Origin of the sequence: Exiguobacterium sp. S22-S28 (assembly GCF_043359615.1) — a bacterium.
Classification (GTDB): domain Bacteria; phylum Bacillota; class Bacilli; order Exiguobacteriales; family Exiguobacteriaceae; genus Exiguobacterium_A.
The window spans coordinates 130,154-144,345 of sequence record NZ_JBHFFC010000031.1 but is presented as its reverse complement, the minus strand read 5'-3'; the positions used below and the strand labels follow the sequence as shown (position 1 = coordinate 144,345).

General features: G+C 47.4%; 11 protein-coding genes and 1 pseudogene. 8 read left to right on the top strand and 4 right to left on the bottom strand.

From position 1 onward, the window contains the following. Nucleotides 1-30: 30 nt before the first annotated feature. Complete coding sequence (locus ACHA8N_RS15195) at nt 31-852, top strand: DUF1028 domain-containing protein (RefSeq protein WP_147512122.1); 822 nt, start codon at nt 31-33, stop codon at nt 850-852. 69 nt (nt 853-921) lie between these two features. Here the strand turns inward: ACHA8N_RS15195 and ACHA8N_RS15190 are convergent, their stop codons facing one another. Further along, entirely contained in the window at nt 922-2,553 is a 1,632-nt protein-coding gene (locus tag ACHA8N_RS15190) for a glycosyl hydrolase family 28-related protein (RefSeq protein ID WP_393966207.1), read from the bottom strand. Between the two features lie 145 nt (nt 2,554-2,698). Between ACHA8N_RS15190 and ACHA8N_RS15185 the strand changes: the two genes are divergently transcribed. The 4 genes from ACHA8N_RS15185 (at nt 2,699) to ACHA8N_RS15170 (ending at nt 6,245) form a co-directional block, all read left to right on the top strand. Further along, entirely contained in the window at nt 2,699-3,454 is a 756-nt protein-coding gene (locus ACHA8N_RS15185) for a hypothetical protein (protein ID WP_393966206.1), read from the top strand. Nucleotides 3,455-3,519: 65 nt separating this feature from the next. Further along, nucleotides 3,520-4,026, top strand: a complete 507-nt coding sequence (locus ACHA8N_RS15180) for a hypothetical protein (protein ID WP_147512119.1) — start codon at nt 3,520-3,522, stop codon at nt 4,024-4,026. A gap of 289 nt (nt 4,027-4,315) precedes the next feature. After that, nucleotides 4,316-5,299, top strand: a complete 984-nt coding sequence (locus ACHA8N_RS15175) for a YhdH/YhfP family quinone oxidoreductase (protein ID WP_393966205.1) — start codon at nt 4,316-4,318, stop codon at nt 5,297-5,299. Between the two features lie 70 nt (nt 5,300-5,369). Beyond that, the gene (locus tag ACHA8N_RS15170; protein WP_393966204.1) at nt 5,370-6,245 is read left to right on the top strand and encodes an SH3 domain-containing protein; all 876 of its coding nucleotides are present in this window, start codon (nt 5,370-5,372) and stop codon (nt 6,243-6,245) included. 96 nt (nt 6,246-6,341) lie between these two features. Here ACHA8N_RS15170 and ACHA8N_RS15165 read toward each other — a convergent pair whose 3' ends face one another. The 3 genes from ACHA8N_RS15165 to ACHA8N_RS15155 form a co-directional block, all read right to left on the bottom strand. Continuing rightward, on the bottom strand, nt 6,342-7,838 hold the full coding sequence (locus ACHA8N_RS15165; protein WP_393966203.1) for a M4 family metallopeptidase: 1,497 nt from the start codon (nt 7,836-7,838) through the stop codon (nt 6,342-6,344). Between the two features lie 178 nt (nt 7,839-8,016). Beyond that, the gene (locus ACHA8N_RS15160; RefSeq protein WP_393966202.1) at nt 8,017-8,448 is read right to left on the bottom strand and encodes a GyrI-like domain-containing protein; all 432 of its coding nucleotides are present in this window, start codon (nt 8,446-8,448) and stop codon (nt 8,017-8,019) included. A 21-nt stretch (nt 8,449-8,469) separates the two neighbouring features. Next, complete coding sequence (locus ACHA8N_RS15155) at nt 8,470-9,963, bottom strand: HD-GYP domain-containing protein (RefSeq protein WP_393966201.1); 1,494 nt, start codon at nt 9,961-9,963, stop codon at nt 8,470-8,472. Between the two features lie 249 nt (nt 9,964-10,212). Here ACHA8N_RS15155 and ACHA8N_RS15150 point away from each other — a divergent pair, with 249 nt between their 5' ends. The 3 genes and pseudogenes from ACHA8N_RS15150 (at nt 10,213) to ACHA8N_RS15140 (ending at nt 14,161) form a co-directional block, all read left to right on the top strand. Further along, on the top strand, nt 10,213-12,603 hold the full coding sequence (locus tag ACHA8N_RS15150) for an immune inhibitor A domain-containing protein (RefSeq protein ID WP_393966200.1): 2,391 nt from the start codon (nt 10,213-10,215) through the stop codon (nt 12,601-12,603). 264 nt (nt 12,604-12,867) lie between these two features. Next, nucleotides 12,868-13,068, top strand: a complete 201-nt coding sequence (locus ACHA8N_RS15145) for a cold-shock protein (RefSeq protein WP_012371797.1) — start codon at nt 12,868-12,870, stop codon at nt 13,066-13,068. Between the two features lie 126 nt (nt 13,069-13,194). Beyond that, nucleotides 13,195-14,161, top strand: a pseudogene (locus tag ACHA8N_RS15140) (ring-cleaving dioxygenase). Nucleotides 14,162-14,192 lie beyond the last annotated feature (31 nt).

The window sequence follows — 14,192 nt, the reverse complement described above, 5'->3', positions numbered from 1 at the left end:
CATATGACAATCGAGGGGGATTTTTGACAGATGACCTATTCAATCGTTGGGTATTGTGAAAAAGAACAAGCTTGGGGTGTAGCGGTTCAATCTAAATTTTTGGCAGTCGGCAGTGCAGTTCCATTTGCGAAAGCCGGTGTTGGTGCCATCGCGACACAATCATTTGCGAATACAGCTTATGGACCAGACGGACTGCGGATGATTACGGAAGGCAAGTCAGCGGATGAAGTGTTAAAACGCCTGACGGAAGCAGACGAAGGTCGGGCGGATCGTCAAGTCGGAATCGTGGATGCCTCTGGTAAAAGTGCGACATTCACAGGAGAAGGTTGCAATGATTGGGCAGGCGGGATTGCCGGTAAACACTTTGCAGCACAGGGAAATATTCTGGTCGACGGGAACACAGTCAAAGAAATGGCTCGCGTGTTTGAGACGACTGAAGGTCCACTAGCAGAGCGTTTACTGCGCGCACTGGCTGCCGGTCAAGCAGCAGGCGGCGATTCACGGGGGATGCAGTCCGCGGCACTGTTGGTCGTTAAAGAAGGCGGAGGGTACGGTGGCTTTAATGATCGGTACATTGATTTGCGTGTTGATGATCACACGAGTCCGATTCAAGAACTGGAACGGATCTATCAGTTGCACACACTTTATTTACAACCAAGTAAGCCGGAAGAAATCAAGCCGATTGATGATGCACTCGAATCGGAATTGATGGATAAGTTACTCGAACTCGGATACCGCGGTTCGTTTGCAGAAGCCTTCCGAACCTATCTGCATACTGAAAATTTTGAAATGCGGGAACAAACGGATCGTTCGATTGATACCCGGGTCTTGGCGTATCTTCGGGCACAATAATATAAATAAGGCTGACTCGACATGCGTCGAATCAGCCTTATTTTGTGTTCGGAATCATCCGGAAACCAGTTATGTCGAATGCGTGCGGACCGGTACTTTATAGCCGGTCGCGATAAACCGTTCGAGTTCAGGTTCGGACTTGGCATTCAGACCGACCGTCCCATCGCCTTTGATGGCGACATTTGCCAACCGGATGTGTTCGATGCTTGGACCAATCGTAATGCCGTGTTTGGCAGAGTCCTCGATCCGGACGTCGATCAATCGGACATCCTCGGCCCGGTTGTCGCCCCCGAATATTTGAATATCCGTTTTGGCGCGTCGGAAACCACTCATCTTGACTTGGCTCAACGTCACGTTACGTGCTTTGTATTGAATCCCGATCACCGGCTGTTCTTGGTAATCATAATAGGGATCACCGAGCACTGTGAAGTCATGAATGACGACGTTCCGATAGGCGGAGACGATCAGGGCACGCGGCTTCGAATTTTGATACAGCGGCGTATACTGCGGTGTCTGGGCAATCAGACGTGCCGCGACGACATTGTAGGCGGTTTGCGATGTCGGATCGGTTGCTTGATGATGTCCGATATGCCGGAAGTTAAACGAACGGTGATCATCAACGGATAAGTGACCGACGATTTTAACGGTCGATGCGGCGGAAGACGTTGCGTGCGCTTTGATTTCAAGTCCGCCGAAACAACGTGTCGTCGCATTGTTGAACAACCAGACATCACGGGAACCGTCATCGATTTCAATCCCGTTTGAATTCGAAAAACCTGAAGCATGCGCCCGTCCGCTCGGATCACGCATAAAACAGTTTGAGATGAACAGATGATCGCTGTGATGGGTCGTGATGCCGTCGTCCCCAAAACCGGATCCCGTCAGTCCGTCGAACCAGATGAACGAACTGCTGAGGTTGGCGCGTGCACCGTCCCCGTTGTAGTTGTAATAGGGGGTTGAGATATCAAAGCAGTGCAGACCCGGATTGACGGCGTCGACGTCAAACACCCAACCGTACGTCACATGGGCATAGGTCAAACAACTGGAATGATTGCCCCACGTACTGCTCTTTTTCGCTTCCCCGATCCGTTCGATGTTCCAATCCAGTGTCATCCGTTCGACGAGCAGATGATGGTTACCGAGTAAGTAGTTTTGATTCGTGATCAACCGACGTCCTTTGGGAGCCGCATCGTGGAGCTTAATGATCGTCTGTCCTTTGCCGTCTCCAGTCAAAATCGTATAACTCGGCAGACGGATGCCGCGGACGAGATACGTGCCGGCCGGGACATGGACTTGGCGGTGTCCGTCAGCGAGTGCTTCCTTAAAGGCGAGTGTATCGTCCGTCACACCGTCCCCGACCGCTCCGTAAGCCCGGACATCAACCTTTTCAACCTGGCTGATCAATTGTTCAAATTCATACGTCAGCCGACCGAACCAACTTGGTCGGATTTCGTCCTGTTCACTGACAAAAGCCTTCGTCAACGGCAGAATATGTTTATCCCGATCCGTCAAAAAGAGCGGCGAAATCAAAGACCGGAGATAACGGCTCGGATGAGGTGTTCGACGCGGTGCAACGAACGGACTGTCTTTCATCAGTTGCTCCGCCCGAAGAACGGCCTCCCCGTTCGACTTCGTTTCGGTATATTCCGCAATCAATTGACCATTTTGATACGGATCATGTGTTTCATCTAATCTCAGCATCTGGAAACCCCTCTCTAAAAATCACTCTTTTCCTTTTCCCGTCCCCTTCCGGATTCAAGCCCCTTTCTGACAAAAACAAAAAATTCCGATAATTAGGGTTAAACTCGTATATAATGGATAAAAATGACATTAGTGAGGTGGGAATATGCGATTTCGAAGTCGCTTGTTGATTTTGATGGGTGTGGTCCTATTGGGGCTCGGCATCATCAAACCGTTAGCTGAGACAGGATATAGCGCTTTACAAAACATCGAAGTGTTTCCGGGAGGCGGTCAGCAGAAATGTGTAAGAGGCTGTGAATCCGAACCATTAACGTTTTGGTGGTCGAACTTGTTTAAGAAAAAAGAACTGCCGACTGGAAAAGTCGGATATGGGTATAAAACAGATGAAAAAGGAAAGGGTGGAAAGCCAAGGAAAGAAAAAATCATTTTACTAGGATTTCATCCGTTTGCAAAAGGTGAAGATGAAGAAGGCGAGAGCGGCTTTCCGTATCTGCTGGTCGCAACCGGTCTCGCCGGTTTAGTATTACTGTTTCTGATTGGACGCCGTTTCCGGAAACGAAAGAAATGGGACAGTACTGAAGACGAGTTAGTACCACGTTCGGTTCGAATAAAAAAACGCCTGGGAGAAACGAATCCAGAAGACGAACTGCCGCCATTACCGGTCGAGCAGGTCCGGCAACAAGTCGTCTTGTTTAACCGTCATCTCCCGCAAAAACTGAAACGACGGGAGACCGAGTCGTTCCGGGAATGGTTTGCCCGGATCGGTTTTCAGCCGTCACCTGAATTGCAACAGCTGTATGAGACGGTCCGCTATGATCCGAATCAATCGTCTGATGTGACAAAAAGGGTACTGACCGATATCGAGCAAGACTTTTCCGCGTATCTCGGTCAATTAAAATGAAACTTTTCAGACCGGCAAGGCGTACAGGTTAGAAGAATGATATCAAGAAACGGGGGACTGAAGAGATGTACTTAGCAGATGCCGTGAAACTGAAAAGTATCTTACGGAAGCAGCTCGAACAGCTGGTCGAGGAAGTGGACCGGATTGCATTTGTTGATCTTGAAAAAGGGGAGGCCCTGCCGACCGGTCAAGAGCGGACGCTACTGGATGTCGAATCGGCGATGGATGAAGTTCGCCGGGATATGCGGACACTGGATCGGTTAGTCTACGCTGCGAACTTGTCGACGACAATTGAGACGACAGAAGGTGAAGTACCTCTCGTCGAAGCGATTGAACTGGCAACCCAACTCCGGGCAAAAGCCACACAGTTCCAAGAACTCGCCGCCCGTCCAAAACGCGAATTCCAATATGGATTTGAAGGAACGACCGTCATTCGGCATGCTTTGTATGATCCGGATGCCTACCGGATTAAAGCGCAGGAAATGGAGCGGGCAGCACATCGGATTTCAAATGCGATCAATGCCGCCAATTACCGGACGGAAATTGATTTTGACGGTACACGTTACATGTGAGACTCTGGTCAGGTGAGACTCCTGATCAGGGACGGCGCTTCTGACACAAAACCTCTTCCAATAGGGAATTTCAACGGCCACGGCACACCCATGACCACTGACCGATGACGTTCTGACCTGTCACCAGTGACTACCTGCGGAAAAACGTTTCTTTTCGTCAGACGCCAAAAACCGTGAGTGCTTCGGCATTCACGGTTTTTTTGTATGAACAAAACGTGCATAAAAGGTATGCCGATGACTGTGTTCGGGTATAGCTTACTGGAAGTGATTCATGAAGGAGGACTTGGATATGAAAGAGACATTTAAAGCCTTTGTCGTTCGCGAACAGGGCGAAACGTTTACAGGAACACTTGAACAGAAGCAGATTGTCGATTTGCCGGAAGGAGATGTCTTGATTCGTGTTGACTATTCCTGTGTCAATTACAAAGATGCGTTATCGATCACGGGAAACCGGGGTGTGACGAAAGAATATCCGCATACACCGGGTGTCGATGCAGCAGGTCACGTCGTCCGCTCAACCGATGCACGGTTTCAAGAAGGAACAGCAGTCGTCGTCAATGGATTTGATTTTGGGATGAACACGTCAGGCGGCTTTCAGGAATACATACGTGTCCCCGGGGACTGGATCACATCGTTACCGGACGGACTCACGACGTTTGAAGCGATGGCATACGGCACGGCCGGTTTGACCGCCGCGCAATCAGTGGATGAACTGTTGCAACGGGTGAAGCCGGATGATGGTCCGGTGCTCGTCACAGGCGCGACGGGTGGAGTCGGCAGTGTTGCTGTCGCACTTCTTCTGAAGCTCGGATTCACCGTTCATGCCGTTACGGGAAAAGAAGCGGAAGCGGATCGTTTGAAACAAGCAGGCGTGACAGAAGTATTATCCCGACAATCGTTTTTGGACGAAACGACGCGTCCCTTGAAGAAGGGAAGTTATGCCGGCATCATCGATACGGTTGGTGGACCGTTGCTTGCGTCCGTTATTCGATATGTCCAATACGGCGGATTAGTCACGACATGCGGCAACGTCGGCGGGGCAGAGATGACGCTGACGGTCTACCCGTTCATCCTGCGCGGCGTTCGCTTGATTGGAATCGATGCCGTCCAAGTACCGGTTTCGGAGCGGACCCGTCTCTGGGAGCACCTCGCGGATGACTGGCGATTACCGGTCCAGGAATGGGTCGAAACGAAAAGTTTACACGATCTTCCGGACGTCGTAGCGTCCCTGCTCGACGGAACCCATCAAGGCAGAACTGTCATCGAAATTTAACCACTGCCATGATCCGATTCGATGGTATAGTGGTTAAAAAGTGTCTAGGTCAATTCAGGAGGAACAATAGATGAGTCAAAATGAACAGCAAAATGAACAAGAACGGTTATCCCGCAAAGAACGCCGAAAACAAAAGCGCAACCGTCGGAGTATCGCGCTGGGTGGCGTTCTGGCAACCGTTTTGATTGTCGGCGGCTGGGGATATATGGTGTCAACGAATGATGCCAGTCAAGCGACATCGACAGTAGAGTCACCTAAGTCAGTGAACAGTGAAAAAGAGAAGGAAACCAAAGAGACTAAAGAGACTAAAAAATCCGCCTCAACCGATCAAAAGAAAAAAGAGCCGAAAGCAAAGAAAAAGACCGACAAACCGGAAGTCAGTCAACCGGCTTGGATCACGCGTCCTTTTGCTGATGTGTATCAAGATGCCAATCGGAGTCGTGTCATCTATAAAGCGGATTTAGGGGATGTCTACGAAATTTTGGATGCAAAGAACGGAATGGTGCATATAAAATTAAGTGATACTGTCGAAGGATATGTTCCGGAAACTGATGTCCGGATGGACGTTTCATCATCGGTCAAGGACAAAACACTGCTTGAGACGTTACAACAAGCAGTTGCGAATCAACCAATCGAGAAACCGGAACAATATCTCGGTCAATCGCTTGAGAAATTTGAAGCGAAGTACGGCAAGCTGGGGAATACTCAGAAAGACGCCGTCAATACGTATCACTTCTCAAACGCAGGTTACCTGCTTGTCGTATCCGACGGGATCATCGAAGCGATCGACTGGACGAATGCTTCAGCTTCCGGCTTGTCCGTCTTAGGAAAACCGGTTGTTGAAACAGCTTACGGTACATGGTATCAAGGTGAGAAGTTACAATTAAAAGCTTTTCCGGACAACGGATCAACACGACTCCGTCTCGCACGTGATCCAGGGAAGTAAGAAATCATGGTCTGTCTCTGACAGGCCATTTTTTAATGCAAAAAACCTCCCGAGTCATGGACTCAGGAGGTCGAAAATCCTTGGGAGGAAGTTTTCTTAGTAGACGCCGACAGCATCAAATGATTTGGCAGCGGCTGTTGCTTCTGCACTTGTTGCACCGTAAAGATCTTTTGCTGACTGAATGACTGCCGTACGAAGTGAGCTGAAGTTCGAGTTCGGAGTCAAGTAGACGTTAAGCGCACGGTAGTAGATCGCACCAAGTTTTGGTACGCCGATTCCTGTAACGGATACATTGTAGAATGTACCGCCGTTTGCGAGGAGGTACGCCGATTTATTGATGATACCAGAGTTGATGTGGACACCACCGTTATCTTGCGTTCCTGTGTAGCGTTTTGAGTAGTGATCCGGATCGCCGTAAGCAGCAGGGTTTGACATTGAACGGAGTGCGTCGCCGCTGACACCTGGTGTATAGATGTCTTCCCCTACGAGCCAGTCGAAGTTTGATCCGACAGAGTACTCGGCAACTGTTCCCATGATATCGGAAACCGCTTCGTTGATGGCACCAGACTCATTTTGATACACGAGTCCAGCTGTGTACTCTGTGACAGCGTGCGTCAATTCGTGCGCCACGACGTCAAGTGCACCAGAGAGAGCGACGAAAGTTGTGCCGTCTCCATCACCGTAAACCATCTTCGTTCCATCCCAGAACGCGTTGTTGTAGTTCGTCGAGTAATGGACTGTCGAGTTCAGGCGTGCACCCGCATTGTCATAACTGTTGCGACCGTATGTGTTTTTGTAGAAGTCATACGTTTTTGCTGCATTGACGTGTGCGCTGACGGCAGCACGGTCATAAGTAGCGTTGAAGACATTATCGGCATCTGCCCAGAGTGTTCCTGGAAGTGATGTACGGTTTTTCGCGTCGTATGTGTAAACACCTTTTCCGCGCGTTGTGTCTTGGAGATAATATTTCCCAGCACTTAACGTCGTGTTAAACGTTTCGCTTGTTCCAAGTACTGTCGTACCTGTTGCGTGAGCGAGTTGGTCAAATTTGTTGATAACCTTACCTGAGTTCGCATCGATGAAGTATGTCCAGCGTGACGGCTCGCCACCTGCTAAGACAGTAGATGTGATTTTGTAAGCATAGACCGCGTCATTTTTGACTGGATAGATGACGAGTTCAGCTTTTGGAGCTACTTCGAATTCAGTTGCTTTGATGGCTTTTTTGTATAGTTTGAGTGCTTTCTTTTCAGAGATTGCAGCTTTTTTAGCGAGACCTGGTTTTCCTTTAACGTCAACGGCGTCGTTGACGACTGCTTTTAATGTACCGTCTTTCGCAACGTTACCGACGACGACACTACCGAAGACCGGGACGCCATCCACTTCTTGTTGGAGACGTACGATGTTAGAAGATCCATCTTTTTGGACATCTTGTACTGAGAAGTCACCTTTTTTATTGACGTACTCTTTGACGATTGATGCAGCAGGTTCTGATGAAGCTTTCGTCAGCTTACCAGATTGAAGACCTTCTGCTCCGACGACTGTAGGAACGACAAGTACACTTGCGACAAGCGATGTAGCGAGAAACTTTTTCAAAATAAATCGCCTCCTTGTTTGGGTTGAGTCTAACTATGCCAAAGAAAGAAGAAACCGAGAATAAGCCGTTCGCATTAATTAGAATTTTCAGATTATAGTACTTAATACCCGGACTGAATAGTTAAGTGACCTAAAAAAAGAGAAAAAGACATTAAAAAAACCGCTTCAGACAGCGGTTTTAAAGGATGCGTTGATAAAGATGATGTGTCTTGTCACGTGTCTCATCAATTTTAAAATCAAGCGGGTCAAGGGTGATTCCCTGTTTCTGAGCGAACCGTTGAATCTGTTCAAACGATTTCCAAATCTCAATATCGGGACCTTCATGTTTCCAGAACACATAACGGGCAGATGGAATATGATGTCCTTTCATGCCTTTTGGGACATGATCGAGTGAAGCAACCGGAAGACCGATACATTGTGTATGCTTCGTCCCGCGCTGTCCAAGGGATAAATCGAGCGGATAACTGCCCGGTTCAGCTGGAATTTCATGCGAACGGCGTGAAAACTCACGCCATAATTCCGGCATCAAGGTATGCAATTCATTTTCTTCACAGGTCAAACCAAGACCGATGACATACAGTTCATGACGATCGACAATTTTAGGATGCATGAGAAACTCCTTTCATGATACTCAAGAGGCTGAAATAACAGATGGTCTCTTCAAGTCGAGGAACAGTTGGGTAAAGGAAGCATCCCACTGTGTCCCGCTTCCCTCTTCCAAGATGGCGAGTGCTTTTTCGACAGGCATTCCTTTACGATAGGGACGGTCGGATGTCATGGCATCATACGCATCGGCAATCGCCATGATCCGGCCGAAGACGGGAATCGCTTCACCGGCTAATCCTTCTGGGTATCCTTTACCATCATAGCGTTCATGATGGTACTTTACCCCGGGAAGAATCGGTTGTAACTTCATTGGAAGATGAACTTGCGATAGAATGTGCACACCAATGACAGGATGTTGTTTGATTTTATCAAATTCCTCTTCCGTCAATCGTCCTTCCTTCAAGAGCACGTCATCCCGGATACCGATTTTTCCGATGTCATGTAGAAGGGCCGATTTACGTAACAGCTCGACTTGATCATCGGCTAATCCGGCAGCGCGGGCAATCTCAACCGAGTATTCCGCGACACGCAACGAATGTCCGGCTGTATAAGGATCACGGGCATCAAGCGTCGCGGCGAATAAGGTAAATAAGCTGTCGAGTAACTGCTCATTTTCCTGATCCCGTCCTTGGATGCCTTCGACCATCAAATTGAATCCGCCGATCAATTGAGAGAATTCATCGGAAAACGGATTGGCAATTGTATTCAACTGTCCGGATTTAATTTGGGCGACGCCGTCCTGCAGAGCCAAAATCGGCTTCTTGATATTTTCATATAGAAGTAAACTGCAAAATGTGGCAAGGCACAGGATGACGATCAGAATCAACGTCGACCAGCTCCAATAGGAACGTAAACTTTCATTTTCTGTCAATTGGACGGCAGAGGCGAGAACAAATAACAGGATTGGAAAAACACCAATGATCAAGGTGCTGATCAACATCTTTTGGCGGAGGCTGATGAAATCCTTTTTGGTCAGCATCAGCTCAGCGTAACCGCGCATGCGCGCTTGTGTCGTCAGTTCTGCTAACATCGCTTCCGTCACGCGGTACGTCAGGAAAAACTCAATCAAGGCATGTAAAATCGCGACAAGTACGGCCCCGAAACAAGCGAGACCAATCAGATAATACGGCATATCGAGCCATCCAAACCGAATCGCAAGAGCCGTCAACCCGGACGAGGGAATCGATAATCCAAGGAAGTGTGGACCAAGAATCCGTCTGATCGTCAACAAGGGGAAACGATGGGTTGTCCGAAAGGCAGTGGTCAGTTGTTCCTGACTCGGAAAGGAGGTTTGGAAAACTTGATAGAGCGGATGCATATGTTTTCGATAAATCGTATATTCAAAGCTGAACATGGTGATGACGGAAACCGTCATGATGGTCAATAAAACGACGCGTTCACGTATATCAAAAGTCAGTGTTTCGAAGATGAAGAGACAACCGACACCAAACACGGCGACGAATGAGCCAATTAGATAGTTTTTTAAAAGCTGTCGTTCGAATTTCTGTAGAGGTGACATGAAAGTCCTCCTTCAATGAGATATGGAATTGTATGTACCGAGCCTAGTAGATGGGCGAGAAACAGACTGTTTATTACCTCTATCGGCAGATTTCCGTAAACATGAACTAAATCCCAAAAATAGGTATAGTTACAAAGTACTAATTATTCAAAAACTAATTGATTAACCAACTAAAAGAACATATGATTTGAATATTCAGAAAAGTTATTTTAGTCGTGCTTTTCACTATTACATAGGGGGTCAGTTCACGTGGGAAAAAAGAAACAACTCAGCTTAGCGGTCTTATCCGGAATCACGGCTGCTGCATTTGTCGTTGGTCCAGTTTTACCTGGTGAGAAGGTAAAATCTGTGGAAGCTGCTGAAAAAGCAGCAGCCGGTGCACCGATGGACTTAAATACAGTCGATCAGGAACGCTTATTGAAAGTGCTTGAAAAACGTGGGGTCGTCTCAAAAGCAGCATCAGCAGAAGCAAAACAACAAGCCGTTCAGAAGTACTTGGACAAAAAGGCTAATGGAAAACCGACAGTTGATCATGAAGACCATGATCACGAATCAGGTAAAGAAGAAAAGTTCGATAAAAAAACAAAAGACTTTTTAACGAAACAAAAAGATCAACTGGCAAAACAACTCAAGAAAAACCATAACAACTACAAAAAAGGGAAAAAAGATGGATTTGTCAAAGTCGATAAAGCCAAGCAATCACCATACAATGGTGCTGTTCGCTCAGACAAAGTACTGGTTCTGTTAACAGAGTACAGCGACTTTAAGCATAACAATGTCGTACAGGAAGACGGCTATATGTATGCAGACAACTTCAATAAAGAGCATTATGAAAAATTGATGTTCGGCGATCAAGAGTTCAAACTCTTTAACGGAGAGAAAGTCAAAACGTTTAAACAATATTACGAAGAGCAATCAGGTGGAAGTTATACGGTTGACGGGAAAGTTTCTGATTGGTTGACGGTTCCGGGAACAGCTAAAGATTATGGTGCAGACAGTCCAAATGGTGGGAATGATAATCTTGGACCAAAAGGACCACGAGATCTTGTCAAAGACACGTTAAATGCAGCGGTCAAAGCCGGTATTAATTTAGCTGATTACGATACGTTTGATCAGTATGATATTGATGGAGACGGCAACTTCAACGAGCCGGATGGCATTGTGGATCACTTGATGATCATTCATGCAGGTACAGGTCAGGAAGCAGGCGGTGGTACGCTTGGTGACGATGCAATCTGGTCACACCGTTGGACACTCGGCGGAGTATACCCGGTTGAAAACACCACTTCAAACTCAACGAACTGGGGCGGAAAAATGGCGGCGTATGATTACACTGTCCAACCGGAAGACGGTGCAGTCGGAGTATTTGCACACGAATTTGGTCACGATTTAGGTCTTCCGGATGAGTACGATACACAGTATACGGGTCAAGGTGAACCAGTTGCTTCATGGTCCATCATGAGCGGCGGAAGTTGGAATGGTAACGTAGCTGGAACAGAACCGACGAGCTTCTCACCACAAAACAAAGAGTTCTTCCAAACGTTGATGGGTGGAAACTGGGCGAATATCGAAAACGTTGACTTTGATTCTCTCGGATCAGCAGGAACGGCTTCATACCTCGACCAAAGTGTCACAAAGTCAAAAAATCCGGGTATCATCAAAGTGAATCTTCCGAAAAAACCGGTCAAAGGAATCGCACCGGCCTTCGGGAAAAAATATTACTACAGTACAAAAGGAAATGATCTCCACACATCGATGACATCACCTGAATTTGATTTGACAGCTGCAAAAGCAGCAAAATTCGACTACAAAGCATACTTTGATGTTGAATTTAATTACGACTTCCTGGAAGTCACAGCTACAGCTGATGGCGTGTCAAAAGTCATTGATGTAATTGGTGATGAAGATACAGACGGCGATCAACGTGCAGAATCTTCAAAAGGTGCATGGGTCGACAAATCGTATGACCTCAGTGAATTTGCCGGCAAAAAAGTCACATTGACATTCGACTATACAGGAGATGCTGGTCTTGCCCTCGACGGATTCGCACTTGATAACGCGAAATTGACGGTCGACGGAAAAGTCGTCTTTGAAGACGATGCAGAAGGTACACCGAAATTTAAATTAGACGGATTCATTGCTTCGGACGGTTTCAGCTATGCGGATAACGCATACTACCTCGAATGGCGGAACTATGCAGGCTCAGACAAAGCGCTTGAGCATGCACGTGGCGTCAAATACAACACAGGTCTCGTCGTATGGTATGCCGATAGCAGCTTTACAGATAACTGGGTTGGTGTTCACCCGGGTGAAGGTTTCCTCGGTGTCGTCGATTCGCATCCTGAAGCCATCGTCGGAACGCTTAAAGGACAACCGGTCGTTGCAGGAAGCACACGTTACCAAGTGGCGGATGCTGCTTTCAGCTATGATAAAGCACCGGCTTGGGTCATCGATTCGCCGACTCGCGGTCTTTACGACTATAAAGGACTTGCAGGTGTCACGAAGTTTGACGATTCAAAATCGTACATCAATCAGTTGATCCCGGATGCAGGAAAACTGCTTCCGAACAACGGTCTTAAAATTCAAGTCATCGGTGAAGCGAAAGATAACTCTGCAGGAGCTGTCTGGATCCACCGTTAAGAAACAGAAGCAGGTTCGGATCATTCCGAATCTGTTTTTTTTACGTGAAAAGTGGAATCAAATGGAAATTCATTGGTCAGACAACTTGACTTTTAAAGCGCAATCATTCTATACTAACGGTAGCTTAATATTGTTATTGTCACTACTGATTCACATTGCGTCACGAACAATCTTTTCGTCGCTCCATGTATTTCGGGACAATAATGAATTTCTTTCATATGCCGTGCATATGTATTAAGTAATTTATTTTTGGAGGTTGTTCCCATGAACACAGGTAAAGTAAAATGGTTTAACGCAGAAAAAGGTTTCGGTTTCATCGAAGTTGAAGGCGGAGAAGACGTATTCGTACATTTCTCAGCAATCACTGGTGAAGGTTTCAAATCACTTGACGAAGGTCAAGAAGTTGAATTCGAAATCACTGAAGGCGCACGTGGAGCACAAGCTGCTAACGTCGTAAAACTTTAATCTTAACTATTCAATCGTCCTTTTTCGAAAGGGCGATTTTTTTAATGAGTAATTATCTTGAATTCAAGATAATTGTGCGATATACTGACGGTACAAATTAAAAACAACCAAAAGGACGTGACAAATATGGAATTACTCGGTATTCATCATGTGTCAATCTTAACTGGTATGGCAGAGCGGAATTATCAATTTTATACACAAGTTCTTGGGATGCGTCTCATCAAAAAAACCGTCAATCAGGACGACACGACATCGTATCACCTTTTTTACGGAGATGCTGAAGGCAATCCGGGAACGGATCTGACATTTTTTGATATCCCGCATCTAGGGACGGGGGTACCCGGTGCCTCGAGTATTTCTTCGACATCACTCCGTGTCAAAACGTCGGATTCACTCAAGTTTTGGGCAGAGCGTTTTACAGCACAAGGAATCGATCATGATGCCATCGTGGAACGGGCAGGACGGCAGACACTGGCTTTTCGTGATCAAGAAGGCACTCGGCTGATTCTCGTCGCAGAAGACGGGGAACAAGGTGTCGCAGGTGGTGTACCTTGGAAACACGAGGAGATTCCAGCGGAGCATGCCATCGTCGGATTAGGGGGCCGTAACATTGACTGTCAATGATCCGGCACCAACAGCACTCGTCTTGACAGAAGTGCTGGGCTTTAAAAAAGTCGGCAGTTATCCGTCGCTTGCCGGTGATTTTGCAGAGATCGAAGTCTACTCGACAGGACAAGGCGGGATCGGGGCAGAGGTGCATCTCGAAGCTCGTCCGGATCTCGACCGCGAACGTCTCGGTCGTGATGGTGTCCACCATGTCGCTTTCCGTGTTCCGAACAGCGCAGAATATGATTTATGGGTGGAACGACTCAACCAGTATCGTCTGCCGAATTCGGGTAAGGTCGACCGGCACTATTTCCAAGCGCTTTATTTCCGTGAACCGAACCACATCTTATTCGAGTTATCCACGGATAAACCTGGATTTGCGACAGATGAATCGGTCGAAACGCTCGGCGAGACATTGGCACTTCCACCATTCCTCGAGCCAAAGCGCCAAGAGATTGAAGCACGGCTCCGTCCGCTCGAAATCTGACAATCCTGTGACACAGGTCACAGACCGGCTG